Origin of the sequence: Haemophilus parainfluenzae (assembly GCF_900638025.1) — a bacterium.
GTDB classification, from domain to species: domain Bacteria; phylum Pseudomonadota; class Gammaproteobacteria; order Enterobacterales; family Pasteurellaceae; genus Haemophilus_D; species Haemophilus_D parainfluenzae_J.
Genome location: NZ_LR134481.1, coordinates 307,123 through 326,641, shown reverse-complemented (window position 1 = coordinate 326,641; position 19,519 = coordinate 307,123). Strand labels below are relative to the sequence as shown.

Here is a 19,519-nt window from a genome sequence, read left to right as displayed (position 1 = left end):
TTCAAAATTTGCGATTATTATCGCACATTTCAACATCTGTGCAAATATCCAGTTAATTTTTATGGATCTTTTTTGGCTTTTAAGGCAAAATAGTAAGAATTTTTCACCTTAATTTCAAAAATAGAGGATTCTATGGCAGGTATTAATAAAGTAATCATCGTGGGTAATTTAGGTAATGATCCTGAAATCCGCACGATGCCAAATGGCGAAGCGGTAGCAAATATCAGCGTGGCAACAAGTGAAAGCTGGACAGATAAAAACACAGGTGAACGTCGTGAAGTGACCGAATGGCACCGCATCGTGTTATATCGTCGTTTAGCGGAAATTGCGGGTCAATACTTACGCAAAGGTTCACAAGTTTATGTTGAAGGTCGTTTAAAAACCCGTAAATGGCAAGATAACAACGGCCAAGATCGTTACACCACTGAAATCCAGGGTGATAACTTACAAATGTTAGGTGGTCGTAATCAAGAGATGGGCGGTTATACTCCTGCACAATCAGCACCACAACCAAGCTATCAATCTCGTCCAGCACAATCTGCGCCAGCGCCACAAGCTGAGCCACCAATGGACGCATTTGATGATAACATTCCATTCTGAATTGTATTGGTACAAGATTATCAATACGCAGTGGGATTTTCGCGATTTACAAATTTTCACGAAAATCCCTCTGTTTTTTATGGTTAGATACCACTATTCCACTTTAAACATCCCCATCATACCGAGATTTTCATGTTCCAAAATATGGCAATGGTACATTTTCAACCCAGTGTGTCCTTGCTTAAAGCGAATAATCACTTTTTCATAAGGGCGCAAATTGACTACATCTTTTAACGCCCTGCCTTCTGGCTTGAAGGTTTTGCCGTTTAATGTATGTTGAATCACTTCAAATTGAGTGCCGTGCAAATGGAACGGATGATCCATATGGCTTTCATTGAAAATTTCCCACTGTTCCACTTCATTCAATTTGGCAACAAAATCAATACGGTTCATATCAAAGGTTTGACCGTTGATTAAGAACATACCATTCATCATTGGTGGAATAGGGTTGTCCGTTGGTGTTGTAGTAGCGTGATGTGTACCGTGATTCATCATTGGCATATTCGTATGGTTCATCATTTTTTCACTAAAGCGAATTTGGCGAACCTGCTTTGGCTCATCCCAGTTAGGGAAGGACCTTAAGCTTTCAGGTAACTGAACAGGTTCTGATTTCACCTGAATTGTGGCTAAAGTGAGATCTTTAGGCTGTTCTTGCACCATCATCTTACGGCGATCATAATAACCGCTTTGTAAATTGACTGTTCCTTGCGTTTCACCCACCATAATCACTTCAACGCGTTCGGCTGGTGTAAGTAGCAGTTCATCAACAGGCGAGCGAGGTTTTTCAAGTAAACCACCTTCGGTACCCACCACAATCCATTTCACCCCTGGAATGTTTAAACGAAAATAACGAGCGCTAGTGGCATTCCAAAGACGGATTCGTTCATTCGTTTTCACTTGAATCTGGGGCTGATATTGACCGTTGATTAACACAAATTCACCCTCACGACCGTTCATCCAATCTAACATCGTGTTTGCTGGAATGGTGCCATCGGCATTTAAACGCAGATCGGAAATCACCCAATGTTGTTCAGGAAGGTGTGCAAGCGGATCATTTTTCGCTTTAACAACGAAAGTGCCTGCTAAGCCTTTATAGACTTGTTCGGAAACATGGTCATGTGGATGAGGGTGGTACCAATATGTCCCAGCACTGCCTTGAGGTAGCGTAAAGCGATAGACTTTTTTCCCTTGCGGTTCAACCATATCCATCGGGTTACCATCCGCTTCATTTGGTACATCTAAGCCGTGCCAATGTACTGTTGAGGGTTGTGGTAGGTGATTGATAAATTCAATTTCTACGGCATCGCCTTCAAATACTTCAATTTGTGGCCCTGGTAGTTGTCCGTTATAAGCCCAAAATTCCGTTTCTTTATTGTCTGCGAGGCGAATTTTAATTGGCTCTGCTTTTAAAGTGGCTTTGAACAGTCCAGCTTGAGTCGATTGATTAGCAAGTTTTGGTAATATCCCATTAAGTGATAAACCTGAAGGCATTGCCTCAGTTGGCATTAGGCCAGTAGGTACTGAATGCATCATCGCCATATTGCCATGTTGTGCGTGGTTCATCATATTCGCAAGGCTATAAAGCGAGCTACTGGCTAAGCTAATTCCAATTCCATAACGTAAAAAATCTCGACGTTTCATTCTTTCCCCCCCCTATTGGTTATAGGATTTAAACACTTCACTTTCACCGTTTTTCTTAATCAAAACAACATCATAAGGATCTTTGCGTCCGCCGTATGCTTCACCGTCCATACCTGGTGAACCAATTGGCATTCCCGGTGCAGACAAGCCTATTGCATCGGGTTTTTCTGCGAGTAAACGTTTGATATCCTCAGCAGGTACATGTCCTTCAATCACATAGCCATCAATCACGGCTGTGTGGCAAGAAGCATGTTCATATTTAATGTTAAAGCGCTTATGAGCATCATAATTGCCTGTTTCGTTGACTTTAACCTCAAAACCGTTTTTCTGCATATAGCTGATCCATTCATTACAACAGCCACAAGTCGGGCTTTTCCACACTTCCATAGAAAGTGTTTGTGCTTGAGCAAAAGCGGTTATGCCTAAACTTAAAAGCAACAATGAGCGGGTGAATTTATGTAATTTCATAAGATGTCCTTATTTTTTATTGAGATTGAATGGACATCATGTTAAAGCTTAACCTAGGGTTAAGCTCAAGGGATTTGAAAAAATAATTTGCAAATTTTTCTCAAAATCCTACCGCTTGTTTTTCAATATGTATGAAATCTTTACTATAATACAGTCTCATTACTCAGGAGTAATAATGCACACATTCCATCCCAAATCACTTGTCTGGACAAGAGAGCCGCAAGCTTTTGAAATATCAGAAAATAAAATAACCATCACCACAGTACCACATACGGATTTAAAGCAGTCAATGTGTTTTTGCGTGAACACCCCAATTTAAACATTCATTAGGTATAATAATAAAAACCTTAAACAGAATATCATAGCAAAATGAATTTAAAACCAGTTAAAAATCAAACTTCCCAATACGAAGAGTGGGCAAGAGAAAAAGTCAAAAAAGCTATATCCCCAACCTGAAAAACGGGGCTTTACGGCGCAAAAATGGTAAATTTGACTGGTTAAAAATTGAAGGCAAAATAAGTTATTTTAATTTGCAAACACCCAAATCCTGCATAATTTTGGAGATTTTTTACAAATTATTCATATAACATTGTTTTATGAAGAGAGACCTTTCATTGAAAGGTCTCTTTTTTATCTCTCATTTTGACATCAATTATTCGTGCGCCTTATCTCGCTCAAGCACTAAAACACAATAAATACTCAATTTATTGCACAGCATCCGAATCTAATATATCTTTATTTGAATACTGGAAAATAGTATAAATATCAAGGAGAACATATCTTAGATAAGCAACATAACTAGAACCAGAAAAAAGAACACGATGTATCTTTGCTTTATTTCCTTTGAACATTTTCAGGAGTAAGAATATATGGAAAATTTTAAACAAATTCTTTCGAAATTATCTGTTATTTTTTTATTGTTCTATTCGCAAAATATATTTTCCATGACACAAACAGAAATCCAATTGGAAAAAGCCTATTTAGCAGAAATGATTGATATTGCATCTGAAATTATGGAGAAAAAACAATCTGTTGATCCTGATTCATTGCAATATAAACGTAGGAATATCAAGGTTCTTACTCATACAAACATGAAAAACGGTTATACAAGCTACACTTTGGAAAAATCAAAGGTTCATTTGGTTGTACCTAAAGAGTTAAAACAGAATACGAAACTTAATCTCTATTGGGGTGAAAGCAAAGGTTCAATAAATATCCTATTTGACAAAGATGAATTGACAAAATACTTTCATCTGAATCTTAAAAAAAGTGAGGAGAAATCAGAAACATTGAGAAGAGTTTTTGATGAAACCACATATTTTTTCACTTCCTATGAATTTTCTATCGATAAATACCCTAACGTTACCGTTGAGTTTCGTCTCTACCATTCACCCGGTACGACATTCAGATTGGACTACCCGACTGAATTTACACGGATTTTGATTTATAGAAAAATGTAATAGACGATGTTTCCTTATACCGTTTCTAACTTGGGCGACATTGTTCCACCACCGACCGCTCTTTGCCCCTCAAAAAAGAACCTAGACACCTAATTTTAGGTTCGGATTATTATTCAATTTCGTTATAACTAAAAATCAGTACATATATTTAACAATTCTTTCGGTTTTGCTATGTGGTTTGCTACATTTTTACCGTCTTATTTTTACTAGAGGTACAACTATGCAGCATCGCGATCTTTATCCCCACGAAATCTTACAAGATGTCATTGATAAAAGTTATGCTAAGTCGCAAGGACATCTAAAAACACTGTCTATTTTAAGTTTTTTAGGTGGCGGCTATGTGAGTTTTGGTTATATGGCCTATTTAAAAGTCGTGAGCGGTATTCCTCCTGAGTGGGGAGGGCTGGCGACATTACTTGGTGCGGCTGTGTTTCCTATTTGTTTGATTTGTATATTAATCGGTGGTGGTGAATTGGCCACGGGAAACATGATGATGATGGCATTAGGCCGTTTAACAAAAAGAGTAAGCCTTAAAAAATTATTTCGTAACTGGATTGTCGTGAGTTTGGGCAACCTGCTCGGTGCACTGTTTATGGCCTATTTCTTAGGGCATTATGTCGGTTTATCAGAAGGTGCTGCAGCCGCTAAAACCATCGCGATTGCCGAGGCTAAAGTGCAAATGGATTTTGGTCGCGCCTTTGTTTCTGCCATAGCTTGTAACTGGATGGTCTGCATGGGTATTTGGTTCTATTTTGGCGCCAAACAAACCTCCGGTCGTATTCTCGCCATGTGGTTCCCAGTGATGATTTTTGTGCTTATCGGATTACAACACTTTGTCGCCAATATGTTTATTATTCCTGCCGGGATTTTTGCTGGTGCTAATGTGACTTGGAGCCAATTCTTCTTCAATATGATTCCTGTCTTTTTAGGCAATGTCACGGGTGGTGCGGCATTTGTCGGGGCATCTTATCTTTATGCCTATCGTCACTTATTAAAAGAAGATTATTGTATTTAGTAAACGAAAATCTGCCCGCACTTTCACATAAAAAAGCCGTCTGAATTTTCAGACGGCCTTTGATTTCTTGCTTTATTCTCCAAATACTGCCTGATCAAATCGTTCAATATAGGCAGCCAAATTTGCTTTGGTTCTTGCATATAGCGCAATTTCAGTGTCGATGGGGGTAAGAATCAGGTTTGCAACAACAGGCACGATGGACACATCAACGGAGGTTAATTCTTCGCCGAAAAAGTAGGATTTTGTGCCTAAGTAGTTGCTAATGGCGTCTAAATCTCCTTTTCCGAAGGCGTAAATATCGGATTGCGTGTGTCTTCCGATACCATGTCCGTACATTTCTTTTTTCGCGTTTTCCTGTAACACAGCAAAAATCGCTTCGGCTTGTTCGGTCGGCATGCCATCAAACATTGCCTTCATCATAAATGGTTTGCTGAGAGGATCGACGAAACGGTTATATACGACCATCCAATATAAATGTTCTTCTGTCATACGGCGAAAGGCTTCAGCAATCGCTTTTTGTTCAGGCGTTAAATGTTTATCTAAATCAATGCCGTAGGTTTCGGTTAGATAACGCTGAATGAGAGAGCTATCAGGGATCAACTTCTCGCCATCTTGCAATACCGGAACTTTGCCTTTAGGCATTTTGCTGAGATCGGCAACATATTCTTTTTCGAAATCTAAGCCGGATAAACGCAGCATCGCTTCAGTTTTCCAAGCGAAAGGTGATGAACTGCGAATTTTACCTTCACCGGGTAAAGTAAATAATTTAAGCATTTTGTTCTCCTTTCATTATTTGTTATTCAAATATGGTTCTACTATACTCCAAACAGCCGGGAAATTCACGACAAATACTGGATGAGGGGAATTTGGGCATGACTGCCAGCGCAATCAGTCAAGCCATTCGCAAGCTGGAAAATTATTACGGTGTCAAATTGCTTAACCGCACCACACGCAGCCTCACGCTGACAGCATCTCGCGCCCATTGGCACAATGGCAAACCTTGATTTGTGCTTCCCCAGACTATTTGCACAAACTTCCCACCCGCACCCTTTACGCCACCACCGCGCATCGCACCCAATCAGCAAAAGTACGCATTGTATTGGATTGCTTAATGCGTTGTTTTGGTGAAGGGATAAATAAAAAGCCTTGAAATTTGACCGCACTTTGATGTCTAAAACGAAACTTTGTACTATTATTTCAATTTGCTATACATGTTAGAGAGTGATTTATGAAATCCAAACTATCCGCGCTCGTCGCTACAGCCCTTCTCGCCGCCTGTTCTACCGTTCCGCAACATAATGAGCAGGCGAAAGCCCTGTTGGACGAAGGCATCGCCTTGTATCAAAAACAGGATTATCAACATGCCAAGCCTTACTTTGAGCAGGCACAACAGGCGGGGCATATGAAAGCGCCGCGTTATCTGGGCTTGATGTATCTGAACGGCGAAGGTATCGCCAAGAATGCGAAAACCGCTTTTGCCTACTTCATGCAAGCGGCCGAAGCGGGCGACATCACCGGGCAATACTGGCTCGGCCATTGCTACGAAAACGGCATCGGCACGACAAAAGACATGACCAAAGCCGTGCATTGGTATCAAGAGTCCGCTAAACGTGGTGATCATATTTCCCAACCTGCCATTGATGCTTTAAACCGTTTAGGCATCAAAACACATTGACGATTTCTCACAAAATTTAAGGAGTTTCCATGATGAAGAAAACCGCAACAATTATCGCCGCAAGTTTGTTGCTTGCCGCTTGCAATGCCACCCAAAACGCGACTGAAACAGCAATGACGGCTCAAAACACGCAAAATTCCGCTTGGGACAAACAATACGGCGGCGCGGATAAATCCTACGATAGTCGCTTGCTTGCCTTGCGTGAACAAATTGCACCACGTTTTGAAGTATTAACGTTTAAAGATCCCAAAACAGGCAAAGAAATGCAGTACAACCTGTACACCCCGAAAAATCTTGAGCCGGGTCGCAAATATCCGTTAGTCATGTTTATCGCAGATGCCAGCACAGCAGGAAAAGGCGTGAAAGCCCCACTAATGCAAGGCTACGGCGGCATTATCTGGGCAACCGATGAAGCACAGGCAAAACACCCAGCCTTTGTCCTTGTACCGTCTTACACCGAAACGGCAGTCAACGATAAATGGGAAACAACTGAAGAAGTCCCCATGACCTTACGCCTTGTCAAAAATCTGATCGCCGAAAAAGCGATTGATGCCAATCGTGTTTATACCACGGGTCAATCCATGGGCGGTATGATTTCATTCTACCTAAATAGTATCGAGCCTAACTTCTTTGCGGCGTCTATGTTTGTCGGCAGTCAATGGGATATCAATGTTTTAAAACCATTGGAGAAAGCGAAGTTTATTTATACCGTTTCGGCTGCCGATCCAAAAGCCTCCGCAGGCATGGCTCAAGTTGGAAAAATGCTGAAACAAGATAAAGTCAGCTACGCCGAAACTGAGTTCTCTGCCAAATTACCGCAGACCGAACAAGACGCAAAAGTCCAACAAATGCTTGCCCAAGGCAAACGTATTAACTTCATCCGTTTCACACCAAATACCGTAATTCCGGAAAACTCAACCCACAAAGGTGCAGAGCATATGTACTCATTTGATTACGCCTATTTACTCGAACCTGCCCGTGATTGGTTGATGAATCAGAAGAAAGGAAAATAATCTTAAAAATACAAGCGGTCAGATTTTGAAGATGATTTACAAAAATACCTAAAAAACTGACCGCTCTTTGTTATGAAAAAGGCCACCTGAAATTTTAGACGGCTTTTACTTTTAACGCATCCACAATCAACTTAAACACATTGGAATGCCCGCGGCGGCTGGGGTAATAGAGGTAAAGCGGTTCGTAAGTTATAGCATACTCAGGCAACAGCTCGACCAGGTGCCCAGAATGGAGTGCATCTGCGGCGATAATATGTGGTAGCCAAGTGATGCCGAGGCCGTCTGAAACGGCTTGCAGGCGCAGATGATTGTGGCCTATTCTGTCGATATAAAGAATAAAGCCGTAGAAATGAAATTACAGGGATATAGTACAAAACAAATAATGCAGGAGTTAAACATAAAAAATGAAACTCAAGTAGAAACATGGTTTAGATGGTATAAAAATGGAGAAACTCATCGTTTCCACCAACAGATAGGAAAACAATATTCTTACGAAAAAGGAATGGCTGAACTTTCAGAAATCGATCAATTAAAATTAGAACTAAAAAGAAAAGAAGTTGAATTAGAAATATTAAAAAAATACAAGGAATTGGAAAGGAAGTGTCGCCTCAAGTAGTTGTAAAGTTAGTGGAAGAATTGAAAGATAAATATGCGGTACATTTAATTTGTTCTTGCTTTAGTGATACAGAAAAATATTTTAAAGCTATTTCAGGATACGACACATGTGGAGACGGTGGTATTATTGTCAAGAAAATAGAATAACAAGCTATAAAACTGTCGAAATAGGTGGCTTTTAGGATTTTAAAAGAAATCAGTTCTATAATAAATTAAAAATAGTGTTGGTAGAAAAATCGTCTACTTCTACCAACACGATTTTACAAAGAGCCAGTACTTACATCTCTTTTTCTCCTGTAAAACTATTGTATCTTGATACTTTAAGGAGTTTCAATCATTCGATCTGTTAACCGTTATTTTTTGGATCTAACCTTAATAACATAGCATTAATGGCGACGATGACTGTTGACACAGACATTAGGACTGCTCCTAATGCAGGGCTTAATGTGATACCAATAGGAGCCAAAATTCCTGCAGCTAGAGGGATAGCTATAAAGTTATAACCGGCTCCCCAAAAGAGATTTTGTTTCATTTTACGAGTTGTTTTGTGTGCTAATTCAATAAATGATTCAATATCTCCTGGATCAGATTGAGTCAAGATGACATCAGCTGAATCCAATGCAACTTGAGTTCCAGCACCTACAGCTATACCAACATCTGCTAAGGCAAGAGAAGGAGCATCATTTACACCATCACCTACCATGATAACTTTCTTTCCTTCATCTTTAAGTGTTTTAACTAACTCATATTTGTCTTGTGGAGATTGATTTGATCTATATTCAATCCCTAAATCTTCTGCCGCGCCTTGAGCCGCTTTTTCATTATCACCTGTTGCCATAATTGGTTGAATATTGTTCTTTTTAAGAGCTTTAATTAACTCTTTACTCGTTGGTTTTAATTCGTCCCCTAAAGCTACAGCACCAATGGCATCATCGTTTTCTACTAAGACACTAAGAGTTGCTCCTTTTGGAATATCCATATCAAGATTACGTCCATAGGCTTTTTGACTGATTAATTGGTAACGGTGCCCACCTGCTTTACCCTCTACTCCAGCACCGGAAATCACATCAATCGAATCAAAAGATGCTGGACGTATACCTTGCTGCTCGGCGAATCTTATAATTGATTGAGCAATTGGGTGGCTAGATCCTCCTTCAATACCTGCCAATAAGGCAATGGTTTCCTCTTTTGTATATTTGTCATTAAGAAGTTTTACATCTAATACTTTAAATTCACCAGTTGTTAAAGTACCTGTTTTATCTAAAATCATCACATCTGCATCTTGAGCTATTTCTAAGGCTTGGCGGTCTTTTACTAGTAAGCCACGGCTAGCTCCTAAGCTTGTGCTACGGGCGGTTACCAATGGAATAGCCAGACCCAATGCGTGCGGACAAGCAATAACTAATGTAGTAACAGTAAATATAACTGCCGTTGGTACATCTTCTATAACCATCCACACTACAAAAGCAATTAGCGCGACAATAACAGCAATATAGAAGAGCCAGCCTGCAACCTTTTGCGCAATACTTTCTGCCCTGGAAGGCTGACTTTGAGCTTGGCTAATTAAAGTCTGTACTTGAGAGATAAAGGATTGATCACCTGTCTCAAGCACTTTAATATAAAGAACCCCTTCTCCATTTGTTGAGCCCCCGATTACTTCATCGCCAGGGCCTTTTTTTACTGCTTTTGACTCCCCAGTTAGAAGAGCTTCATTTAAACGTGATTCGCCACGCTCGATAATCCCGTCTGCTGGCACATTTTCTCCGGCTTGAACACGAATTAAATCACCTACCTTTAAGTCAGCAACTGGTCGTGTTTCAATTGAATCGTCTTCTAATACAACGTGAGCATCTTTCGGCACTAACTTAGCCAATTCTGCTTGTGCGTCTCCTGCTTCTCCAATAGCTTTCATCTCAATCCAGTGACCTAATAGCATGATTAATAGTAATGAAGCAAATTCAAAGAAAAAGTCCATCAAGTGTTCACCCGTTACGTAGGTAATGATCACAGCATAAATACTGTATAAATATGAAACACTTAAACCTAAAGAAATGAGTGCCATCATTCCAGGTTTTTTTTGTTTAAATTCGTCAACTGCACCTTGATAGAATGGACGTCCACCATAAATAATTAATATAGTAGATAAAATAGCTACTACAATATCAGAATATGGAAAAGTAAACTGGAATGGTAGTTTAAATCCATGCAAAGGGGAAAAGAACATAATAATGATTCCTAGTGGCAATGACTTTAAGAAAAGTTCCTTAAAGCTTCCGTGATGATGGTGGTCATGCCCACTGTGCCCGCTGTGATCATGTCCACTGTGCCCGCTGTGATCATGCCCAGCATGATGGTCGTGATGTTGATCCTTATGGCATCCATGTTCATCTGTGATTCCATGCTCGTGATTTAACTTATCCATGTCGTCATAATCATGGTGATTATGGGACGAATATCTGTTGTCATTATTCATTTTAAATTACTCCTTATACTTAATGATGATGTAAATGACATTCGCATTGTCCTTCTGGACAATTGCAATCCACTTTTTCTACTGCGAAAGATTTTTTCATCTCTAATATTTTTTCTAGTCGATCTATATCATCGAAGCTTAAAACATGATCTTCAATGATGCTTCCTATTACATTTCCGACTTTCTTATTGCAAATACGGTTAAAAATATTTTCTGAATAATCCCTTACGGCTTCTGTCTCTTCAATATTGGCAGTGTAAATAAACTTTCTACCTTCATGCTCTGTATTTAGTACGCCTTTTCCAACTAATCGACCTAAGATCGTTTTGATAGTGGATTGTGTCCAGTCCATTTTTTCTTGCAATACGGAAATGACTTTTTTACTAGTTACTCGATCATTTGCCCAAACTACACGCATGACTTCCCATTCTGCATCTGTGATATAAGTATTAAATTCTATTGTGCTCATTCTCCTTTTCCCCTAGTTATCTACAGATGTGAACAAATATGTTCAAAATAAGTTTACTGTTGTAAACGAATTATATCAAGTCTTTTAAATAAATGTAATTGCCCATTTAATCGCCAAACTGATTGAACGCCCCGAATTTTCCATCTGGGAAAGTTTAGGTATAGGCAGAATCTAACCAATAAACACAAGGAAACTAAAAAATGACTCCAATCGAAACTTTAATTGAAAAACAAGCTATTAAAGAATTGGTCGATACGTTCTCCAATTTAGCAGATATAAAAGACGTGGCAGCACAAGGCCCCTTATTTACTGAAGACGGGCATGTCACCACCTACATTGGCGGCGAACTATTTGCCGATTTGAAAAACCGTGCGGAAATCGTGGACGTATTCACCGACTTCCTTGCCAATTTTAAACGTGTTTACCATTTAAACGGACAACTGACCATTCACTTGCTAAGTGATAACCGCGCCGAAGGCATCAACTATTGCCATGTGGTGTTGACCGAAGAAAAAGATGGCAAGGAAATAGTGCATAACCATTATGTACGCTACAACGACACTTATGTTAAAGAAGAGGGCAAATGGTTGATTCAACGCCGCATTGCCAACTTCATGATTAGTGATAGTCGTGAACTTGGCAAAATTGCCTAGTGATAGATTGCTGAATTTAATTCATTACATAATCAATCTATCCCTAATTTATATCAATAAAAACGCAGGCTAAAATGACTGCACTTTCATGAGAGTAAACAGAAGACAATATCCGTAAACATCACATCCTTTTTTATAAATTATTTATTCTAGGAGTAAAAATGAACATTTTATTATTAAACGGTGGTAAAGAATTCGGCCATTCGCATGGTGAGTTAAACAACACGCTTCACAAAAAAGCAAAAGAAGTTTTGACCGCACTTGGACACAATATAAAAGAAACTGTGATTGATGCTGGCTATGATGTTGAGGCAGAAATCGAAAAATTCTTGTGGATGGATGCTGTGATTTGGCAAATGCCCAGTTGGTGGATGCATGAACCTTGGACAGTGAAAAAATACATAAGATGAAGTATTTATCGCCGGACACGGAAAACTTTATCAAAATGACGGCCGCCATCGTGTCAGCCCGACCGAAGGATTTGGCACAGGTGGTTTGCTGCATGGCAAAAGTAACGATGTAATTAAAAATCCACAAGTAGAACAATACTTAGCAGACTATCAAGTACACTTGAAAAAAGTGTTCGGTTAATGATAAAACATCAACTTGAAGCGGTGGGCTTTGCCCTCAGCGATGAAGACAAAGCCGAAATTGCCAAACTGGACGGCACGTTTGCCGCCATCGTCAATCACGACACGGTGGATAATTTGAAGCGCATCTCCGCGTGGAAAATGGGCGTGTAAGTGTAGCGAGAGTAGCAGAGAAAATCTAAACGGCTCAAACTGCTTTCTTGTTTTCATTTCGTTGAAAGCCCCTTTTCTGGACAACTAGAAACGTGCTTAATCGCTCAAAGGAGTACATGACATGCAACAACTACACACTCTGAAAGACATCGAACAGGCCATCGCCACACACCCTTTAGTATCACTGTACATCAAAGCCCCAATCTGCGGTGTTTGTACGGTCGTGGCCGCCCAGCTTGACTCAGCTTTGGCGGAGGAAGGAAATGTGTATGCCGTAAAAGCCGATATTGCTGAAATACCCGAAATGGCCGGACGTTTCCACGTGCTGACCGCACCTGCATGGCTGCTGTTTTATCAAGGCAAGGAAGTAGAACGGATGGCCCGCTTCATCCCTCAGGCACAGATGAAGCAGACATTGGCAAAATGGACAAAAGTAGCAGAAAGCGAACATCAGTAACCGGTCTATCAATGTTTCAGACGGATGCGGTCTTGATAATGATGCAAGTGGTCAAGTTTTTAAGATGATTTGCAAAACACTTAAAAATTTGACCGCTCTTTATAGTAAAAATCCCCTACTGTTCTACTCTAGGGGATTTTGCTTTAAATAATGGGATGTTTATTTCAAACCTTTTTTAACCAAATCTTCATAACCGCCATGGTTGGTTACATTGGTATAGCCTGCATTTTTCAACTCAGTGAGTGCGGCTTCAGCACGGCGACCACTACGACAGTAAAGGTTGATCGGTGCATCTTTATCTGAACCAATCGCTTTAACACCTTCAATGATTTTATCGTGAGGAATATTCACCGCATCTTGTAAATGACCTGCGTTAAACTCCTCGGCTGAACGTACATCAATCCAAACGCCTTTTGCTTTTTCTGGTTGTACTGCGCTTTGTTCTGTTTGTGGTGCAGTATTCGCAGAAGCAAAAAAAGGTACGGCAATCGCTGCCGCAGAAAGTACTGCTGTGAATAATTTTTTCATTATTCAATCTCCTATTAAATAGAAATAATATATTTACCTAAATAAATTTAGGGGTTATGTAAAACTAATAGTCATCATACGCCTAAATATAAAGATAATAAACTGTGAATGAAGTAAATTTTAAGTAAAATTTTCGTGAAATTTAACCGCACTTTAAAAGAAAAAAGCCATCTGAAATCTAACATTCAGATGGCCTTTTTAATTGATTAAATTATTTCTTCGTAGGCTCTACTTCACCCACCGCTTTCTGAGATTTTTCATCCATTTCCACTTTAATATTGTGGTCCACCACCACATTCATATTAATGGTGATGCCTTCCTTTGGTGTGTCCAATTGAATGGTCGGCGTACAGGCCATGAGCGTAAACATGGCTGCTAAAATAAAAAAGTGCGGTTGAAATTTAAGGTGTTTTATCATTTGTCTTTGTCTAATTGCTTATAAAGTTTATATTGCAGATTTTGTTCAAATTGCGAGCCATAGTCAATCATATTCCACAATTCAAACATATTTTCTTGGTGCGTATAATTTAACGTTATTGGATTATTGGTTCGCTTGGTTGGATTAAATCCACTAATACTCGCACGCAATGTCATTTGCCCTTTCGGATCGAGCGTCACCGCTGCATGGGAATTTTGCAGTTCCATTTCTTTTAATAAATCCACCAAAATATTTTCTGTCCAACCGCCTTTTTTCAGCCCTTTTACCATTTCATCAGTTAATTTGATGGACACATTCCCCACTTGTTCCAATGTGCCATTACAAATCAAACATTCCTTGTGACCAAGCCAAAATGGCATGGTCGCATTGGCGCGTCCGGTTAAGCTTACTTGATTATATTGTGCTAAAGCTAATACTTGGGCTAAATCAATATTAGTAAAAGAAAGTGTCGCCATTTTACTTTGTGGAAAACTGAGCTGAGGCACCGTCAATACGCCATCAAATAAGGAAAGTTTCACATTTCTCAAAGTAAGCGGATTTTTCATGGTGTTCGGATAACGCCCAAACAAATCCAATTCTCCATTTGCGACGGAAAGCGCACCATAGCGAATATTTTGAGTCGAAATATGGATCGGTTTACCCGAAGCCACTTGCAATGCCGAGTTTTCATAATTCATCGGGAAGCGAATGTTCAAGCCATAAATCTCGCCATCTGGCATCGTGATTTTGCCATTTTTAAGATTCAGCTCCCCCTTCATCTTCACGCCATTGCCATTGATTGCGAATTCACTCTGCCCTTTAATGCTGCCCTCATGAATTATCCAATTCCATTGTTGAGGGAAAAGTGATTGGAATACTTTTGCCGATTGTTCTTTCCAGCTGATTTTGCCTGAAAGTGCAGTATTTTGATATACACCCAAGACATCTAAAGGCCCAAGCGAGCCCGCCTTTAAATCACCTGCGAAATTGAAGTTACTGATACTCTTACCATCAATACCTAAACCGAAAACAGGCGAAACAAAACGACCGCCATAAGCAAGTTCAATCCAATCTGTTTTCGCTTGCAACAAACCTCGAATATGCTCTTCTTCATAATCCCAGCGGAGTCGATCTTTAAGCTCCAATGAAAGTGGTGCCATTTTTACCTCTTTCATTTTGACTTCTTTGGAGTGAGCAGAAAGTTGATTTAATTCAATATGATCCGCTTCCCAAAAGCCTTTTCCTTCCATTTTGACTGGCGTATTTAAGGATTTCCAGTTTGCACTGCCATTGATTGTCCAATCCCAACGGTTTGTCGCTTGTTTTTCCACAGACTGCAACTTATGTTCTTTATCTCGCAAATCAAACACGGTTTTAATACCGGCAATAAACTCATGGGCGTTTCCGTCTAATTTTAAATCGAGATTTTCAAACTGTGGTGTCGTGCCCTTTAATGTTGCGAGCAAACGACCTTCCAAACCATAACGACCGATAATCATGTCATCTAACGGTAAACGAACGTGCAAATTGGTATCTGGCTGAACGGTATCCATTTTAAAGACGGAACCCGGGTAAAAATATACCACTGGATGTGTGAAGAGCCCACCGAGATGATAGGTTAAATTGGTTTGTGCCACAGTAGCGTTATAACGTAAATCCCCGCGTGTTTTCAGCTCAAAATCCAATTCGTTATTGTCATCGCCACCGCCGATTTCACCATTTTTGCCTGAAATCACAATCTCCCCTTTGCCAAACTCGCCAAAAGTTTGCACGATCACGTTCATATCAATGCTTAATGGTAATAAGCCTTCAGCAGCACGGTGAATAGATAACCCAAGGAAGCCTTTGACTGGTTGATAGCTATCAAAGGTCCAATAAAATTTCCCCCATGAAATATCCAAGCTATCTTTGGTGAACACAAAAGGCACATCCAACAAGGGTGAATTCGTTGTTAAATCTTGGGCATTTAACTGACCATCCGCCCCTTGCCACGACACTTTTGCCTCGCCTTTTGTGATGGCTAGCTCTGGGTTATTCCAGTTAAGTAAGACATTGCCTTGTTGAGGCAGTTGAGAAAGATCAGGATCAAAATTCGCAGAGAAATGAAGATCGTAGGTTTTATCGTCTGCTTGTTTGATGTCGGTATTGACCGCCCATTGGAAAATGCCATCTTGTGGCGTGACAGTCGATTGATGATGCAGTTCAAGCCCGTCATTATTGGCTTGAGCTTCAAGTGCTAATTGGTTGCCGTTATAGTTTGCATCTAACGCCCAATCAGCCGATAAGAAAGGTTTTAAAGCCTCTTGTGTCAATGCGTCGGTATTCGTTAATTGAAAGTGTTTAACGTGAACGTGCGCAATCGGCAATGCCGCCCAAAGTGCGGTCAAATTTGGCGGTGTTTTTTCGGCATTATCACTGGGTAAATGCGTTAAGCAATCATAATTCAAGCTTGCCTTTTCAACATCAAGACTATGCGTATTCCACCAAGTAAGTTGCGCATCATTGAGGTTTACGAGGGTACATTGATCTGTTTTCACTTTTAACTCTGGCAGTGTTAAACCTGTCGTTTTCCATTGCCAGTCATCGGCTAATTCAATGTGATAATGCGGTGCTAAAAAATGATTTGCAAGTTGTTCTATTCGTTTCGGGGTCGCAAAAACGCATACTAAGCCAACGCTTACTACGATCAACAGCAACAAAATAATCAACGCCCACAGACAACGCTTTCGCATAGATTCCCCAATTACGTGATGAATCAATAAATAGAGGCGTATTTTACCCTATCTCGCCCCAAATAGCTCAACCAACTTATCCCCAAAGAAATAAAACATCAATCCAAAGGCGACAATAATTAATCCGATGAATTTTGTGATACTTACTTCTCGGATCGGCATACCGATAAGACCGAAATGATCGATAGTTGTTGCCGTAATTAATTGTCCGACGATGATAAAAAATAACATCGCGGTGATGCCTAATTTCGGTGCAAGTAGAACTGTTGTGAAGACGACGATAGCGCCGAGTATCCCACCAATTAATTTCCACCAAGGTTGTGATGGAATCGTGGATAAGTTGCCCCATAAATCGGTTTTCACCCAAGCAATAAAAAAGAGAACGATCGTTCCCACCGCAAAAGAAATAAAGGTAGCAATCACCGCTTCGCCACTCATGGCTTTCGCCAATTGCGTATTAATGGCTGATTGCGTGGCGAGTGCGACACCTGCTGCTAAAGCGATAATGAGATAAACAAAAAACATTAAAACTCCAAAGATAAAATTTAGCTTATTTTAACCGTTTCTTATGTGGAGCGAAATGCTTTCCATTCAGCAAAAATTATTTCAAAATCAACCGCACTTTGCGCTTAATTTATAAACACCTCAAAAGTTGTAAGTTATCTTCCCTATTTATTTGATCTTGATCACCATTTGACGCTAATTTGCAAATCCATACACTATGCTCCATTTAGAGTAATCGTTTGCTTAATGCGTATTGAAAGCAAAATAGACTGATTTTATCAACTCAATGGGAGGAATATCCATGACCCACATTATCGTTGCAACGCACGGTAAGTTTTCTGAAGAAATCGTCAATTCCGCCGCGATGGTGTATGGCGAAGATAAAAACTGCCATGTCGTGACTTTCTTACCGGGTGAAGGCGGTGAGCATTTAATCGAGAAATACAATGCGATTATTGCCACGTTGCCTGAAAATGAACCGGTGCTCTTTCTGGTCGATTTATTTGGTGGTAACAAAAGGCGATATTCGTAGCACTTACTGGCGTTCAACTTTCTTGCTAGGTTCCTTCAACTTTGAACGTATGCAAGCCATGGGGTTCTGCGTATCGATGATCCCAGCCATTAAACGTCTTTACAGCAAAAAAGAAGATCAAGCAGCGGCATTAAAACGCCACTTAGAATTCTTTAATACTCAGCCTTAGGTGGCATCATCTATCATCGGTGTTACCGCCGCAATGGAACAAGAGCACGCGAATGGCAACGATATTGATGACTCCGCAATCAGCGGGGTGAAAGTCGGTTTAATGGGACCATTAGCCGGCGTGGGTATTTTAGGCTATCATTTTGGTGTGTTAGCGTAATATATTATGATATTGCCTTCCCTCTTTCGCTGGAGGGAAGGCAAATTTTTAGCATGACATATAAATTCTATGAATCTGAAAGATCTCATTAAGCCACCACTGGCTAAAGGCTATATTCAAAATTCATCCAATTTAGTGACCGCACTTTTTGTTCTCGCGGGCATTCTTTATTACCCCACTAATGGCTATGGCGCCGTCATCGCTTTAATTGCCGCATTAATTGTATTAATCGGACAAAAAGTGCTGATTGCTCAAACCAATAAAGACTTCACCGAAATGGAGTTAGCCGAGAAGCAATTCCAAGAAATCCAAAACAGCGATTACCTCCGCTTTATTGAAGCACGCGCCACCCAAATGTTGCGCGACAACAAAGTCCTTTCTGAAAAAGGCAAAAAAGAGTTGGAGAGATTACTGTCTGTCGTCAAAACACATTTAGCATAGCGACGCCAAAATAATCATAACTTTTGGCTATATGAAATAAGCTTTTCTTCTTTTTCTTATTTAAGTTAGAAAGGTATTATCAAGTGGAAATTTATGATTTATCCCTCAGGAGTAGTTTATGTCTCAATTTAAAATTCACACCATTGAATCAGCGCCGGAAGCGGCACAAGAAGCCTTAAAAGCCGTACAAAATGCCAATGGGTTTATTCCAAATTTAATTGGTGTTCTTGCGAATGCCCCTACTGCACTTGAAACTTATCGCACAGTAGGCGGTATTAATGGTCGTAACAGCTTAACCGCAACAGAACGCGAAGTGGTGCAAATTACCGCTGCCGTAGTCAATGGCTGTGGTTTCTGTGTAGCAGGCCACACGAAGATCGCTTTAAAAGTGTTAAAACTTGAAGAAGATCTTGTAAACCAAATTCGTGCGACAGCTCGTATTGAAAGTGATAAAAAACTGGACACTTTAGCGCGTTTCACCCTTGCTGTTATTTTGCAAAAAGCAAAATTAACGGAAGCGCAGCTTAAAGCGTTCTTTGATGCAGGTTATACTCAAGAAAATGCCATTGATGTGATTTTAGGTGTCAGCCTCGCCACATTATGTAACTATGTGAACAACATCGCTGAAACCCCAATCAACCCTGAATTACAGGCATTTGCATAATCAAGGCAATAATAAAAGTGTGGCTCAAAATGATCTGCACTTTTTTTATGCTGAAATAAACAGAAATAAAAAGGTTGATGTGAACCAGCC

19 protein-coding genes and 6 pseudogenes are annotated in these 19,519 nt (G+C 40.1%); 15 read left to right on the top strand and 10 right to left on the bottom strand.

Annotated features, from left to right (window positions below):
- The first annotated feature begins 132 nt into the window (after nt 1–132).
- Nucleotides 133–600: a single-stranded DNA-binding protein gene (locus tag EL215_RS01675; RefSeq protein ID WP_049357843.1), complete on the top strand. Its 468-nt coding sequence runs from the start codon at nt 133–135 to the stop codon at nt 598–600.
- 93 nt (nt 601–693) lie between these two features.
- Here EL215_RS01675 and EL215_RS01670 read toward each other — a convergent pair whose 3' ends face one another.
- Nucleotides 694–2,241: a multicopper oxidase family protein gene (locus EL215_RS01670; RefSeq protein WP_003783725.1), complete on the bottom strand. Its 1,548-nt coding sequence runs from the start codon at nt 2,239–2,241 to the stop codon at nt 694–696.
- A gap of 12 nt (nt 2,242–2,253) precedes the next feature.
- The gene (locus EL215_RS01665) at nt 2,254–2,709 is read right to left on the bottom strand and encodes a DUF411 domain-containing protein (RefSeq protein ID WP_005612095.1); all 456 of its coding nucleotides are present in this window, start codon (nt 2,707–2,709) and stop codon (nt 2,254–2,256) included.
- 869 nt (nt 2,710–3,578) lie between these two features.
- Between EL215_RS01665 and EL215_RS01655 the strand changes: the two genes are divergently transcribed.
- The gene (locus EL215_RS01655) at nt 3,579–4,169 is read left to right on the top strand and encodes a hypothetical protein (RefSeq protein ID WP_126469767.1); all 591 of its coding nucleotides are present in this window, start codon (nt 3,579–3,581) and stop codon (nt 4,167–4,169) included.
- 220 nt (nt 4,170–4,389) lie between these two features.
- Nucleotides 4,390–5,184, top strand: coding sequence for a formate/nitrite transporter family protein (locus EL215_RS01650; protein ID WP_126469765.1), 795 nt, complete (start codon nt 4,390–4,392; stop codon nt 5,182–5,184).
- Between the two features lie 72 nt (nt 5,185–5,256).
- Here EL215_RS01650 and EL215_RS01645 read toward each other — a convergent pair whose 3' ends face one another.
- Entirely contained in the window at nt 5,257–5,958 is a 702-nt protein-coding gene (locus tag EL215_RS01645) for a glutathione S-transferase family protein (protein ID WP_049357851.1), read from the bottom strand.
- Nucleotides 5,959–5,990: 32 nt separating this feature from the next.
- Between EL215_RS01645 and EL215_RS01640 the strand changes: the two genes are divergently transcribed.
- From EL215_RS01640 to EL215_RS01630, 3 genes are all read left to right on the top strand, one after another.
- Nucleotides 5,991–6,188, top strand: a complete 198-nt coding sequence (locus EL215_RS01640) for a LysR family transcriptional regulator (RefSeq protein WP_080969794.1) — start codon at nt 5,991–5,993, stop codon at nt 6,186–6,188.
- A gap of 224 nt (nt 6,189–6,412) precedes the next feature.
- Nucleotides 6,413–6,859, top strand: a complete 447-nt coding sequence (locus EL215_RS01635; RefSeq protein WP_049357852.1) for a tetratricopeptide repeat protein — start codon at nt 6,413–6,415, stop codon at nt 6,857–6,859.
- Nucleotides 6,860–6,888: 29 nt separating this feature from the next.
- Nucleotides 6,889–7,872 carry a carboxylesterase family protein gene (locus tag EL215_RS01630; RefSeq protein ID WP_232013311.1) on the top strand — a complete coding sequence of 328 codons (984 nt, stop codon included), beginning with the start codon at nt 6,889–6,891 and terminating at the stop codon, nt 7,870–7,872.
- A gap of 94 nt (nt 7,873–7,966) precedes the next feature.
- On the opposite strand, the pseudogene EL215_RS01625 reads toward EL215_RS01630, so the two are convergent.
- Nucleotides 7,967–8,185, bottom strand: a pseudogene (locus EL215_RS01625) (LysR substrate-binding domain-containing protein); the annotation flags it as partial.
- On the opposite strand from EL215_RS01625, the pseudogene EL215_RS01620 reads away from it, so the two are divergent.
- A pseudogene (locus tag EL215_RS01620) lies at nt 8,177–8,541 on the top strand (helix-turn-helix domain-containing protein); the annotation flags it as partial. The pseudogenes EL215_RS01625 and EL215_RS01620 overlap by 9 nt on opposite strands.
- Before the next feature lie 292 nt (nt 8,542–8,833).
- Here EL215_RS01620 and EL215_RS01615 read toward each other — a convergent pair.
- Together EL215_RS01615 and EL215_RS01610 are read right to left on the bottom strand one after the other, a co-directional pair.
- The gene (locus tag EL215_RS01615) at nt 8,834–10,960 is read right to left on the bottom strand and encodes a heavy metal translocating P-type ATPase (RefSeq protein ID WP_126469761.1); all 2,127 of its coding nucleotides are present in this window, start codon (nt 10,958–10,960) and stop codon (nt 8,834–8,836) included.
- A 19-nt stretch (nt 10,961–10,979) separates the two neighbouring features.
- The gene (locus tag EL215_RS01610) at nt 10,980–11,429 is read right to left on the bottom strand and encodes a CopY/TcrY family copper transport repressor (protein ID WP_049357858.1); all 450 of its coding nucleotides are present in this window, start codon (nt 11,427–11,429) and stop codon (nt 10,980–10,982) included.
- Nucleotides 11,430–11,629: 200 nt separating this feature from the next.
- Here EL215_RS01610 and EL215_RS01605 point away from each other — a divergent pair, with 200 nt between their 5' ends.
- From EL215_RS01605 to EL215_RS01590, 4 genes and pseudogenes are all read left to right on the top strand, one after another.
- A complete protein-coding gene (locus tag EL215_RS01605; RefSeq protein ID WP_049357859.1) occupies nt 11,630–12,082 on the top strand; it encodes a nuclear transport factor 2 family protein in 453 nt (150 codons plus the stop codon).
- A 161-nt stretch (nt 12,083–12,243) separates the two neighbouring features.
- A pseudogene (locus tag EL215_RS01600) lies at nt 12,244–12,673 on the top strand (NAD(P)H-dependent oxidoreductase).
- Nucleotides 12,673–12,825: a hypothetical protein gene (locus tag EL215_RS01595; RefSeq protein ID WP_197721747.1), complete on the top strand. Its 153-nt coding sequence runs from the start codon at nt 12,673–12,675 to the stop codon at nt 12,823–12,825. The pseudogene EL215_RS01600 and the gene EL215_RS01595 overlap by 1 nt, the downstream one beginning before the upstream one ends.
- A 121-nt stretch (nt 12,826–12,946) precedes the next feature.
- Nucleotides 12,947–13,282, top strand: coding sequence for a thioredoxin family protein (locus tag EL215_RS01590; protein ID WP_049357864.1), 336 nt, complete (start codon nt 12,947–12,949; stop codon nt 13,280–13,282).
- A 159-nt stretch (nt 13,283–13,441) separates the two neighbouring features.
- Here EL215_RS01590 and EL215_RS01585 read toward each other — a convergent pair whose 3' ends face one another.
- The 4 genes from EL215_RS01585 to EL215_RS01570 form a co-directional block, all read right to left on the bottom strand.
- The gene (locus EL215_RS01585; RefSeq protein ID WP_014064271.1) at nt 13,442–13,810 is read right to left on the bottom strand and encodes a rhodanese-like domain-containing protein; all 369 of its coding nucleotides are present in this window, start codon (nt 13,808–13,810) and stop codon (nt 13,442–13,444) included.
- A gap of 211 nt (nt 13,811–14,021) precedes the next feature.
- Nucleotides 14,022–14,228, bottom strand: coding sequence for a YnbE family lipoprotein (locus EL215_RS01580; protein WP_049357875.1), 207 nt, complete (start codon nt 14,226–14,228; stop codon nt 14,022–14,024).
- The gene (locus EL215_RS01575) at nt 14,225–16,960 is read right to left on the bottom strand and encodes a YdbH family protein (RefSeq protein WP_126469759.1); all 2,736 of its coding nucleotides are present in this window, start codon (nt 16,958–16,960) and stop codon (nt 14,225–14,227) included. The genes EL215_RS01580 and EL215_RS01575 overlap by 4 nt, the downstream gene beginning before the upstream one ends.
- Nucleotides 16,961–17,008: 48 nt before the next feature.
- Nucleotides 17,009–17,485 (bottom strand): DMT family transporter, encoded by a 477-nt coding sequence (locus EL215_RS01570; RefSeq protein WP_126469757.1) that lies wholly within the window; start codon nt 17,483–17,485, stop codon nt 17,009–17,011.
- 280 nt (nt 17,486–17,765) lie between these two features.
- Between EL215_RS01570 and EL215_RS01565 the strand changes: the two are divergent.
- The 4 genes and pseudogenes from EL215_RS01565 to EL215_RS01550 form a co-directional block, all read left to right on the top strand.
- Nucleotides 17,766–17,978, top strand: a pseudogene (locus EL215_RS01565) (PTS sugar transporter subunit IIA); the annotation flags it as partial.
- Nucleotides 17,938–18,291, top strand: a pseudogene (locus tag EL215_RS01560) (PTS system mannose/fructose/sorbose family transporter subunit IID); the annotation flags it as partial. The pseudogenes EL215_RS01565 and EL215_RS01560, both read left to right, overlap by 41 nt.
- A 102-nt stretch (nt 18,292–18,393) precedes the next feature.
- A pseudogene (locus tag EL215_RS01555) lies at nt 18,394–18,762 on the top strand (hypothetical protein); the annotation flags it as partial.
- Between the two features lie 121 nt (nt 18,763–18,883).
- Nucleotides 18,884–19,429, top strand: a complete 546-nt coding sequence (locus tag EL215_RS01550; protein WP_049357880.1) for a carboxymuconolactone decarboxylase family protein — start codon at nt 18,884–18,886, stop codon at nt 19,427–19,429.
- Nucleotides 19,430–19,519: the final 90 nt, after the last annotated feature.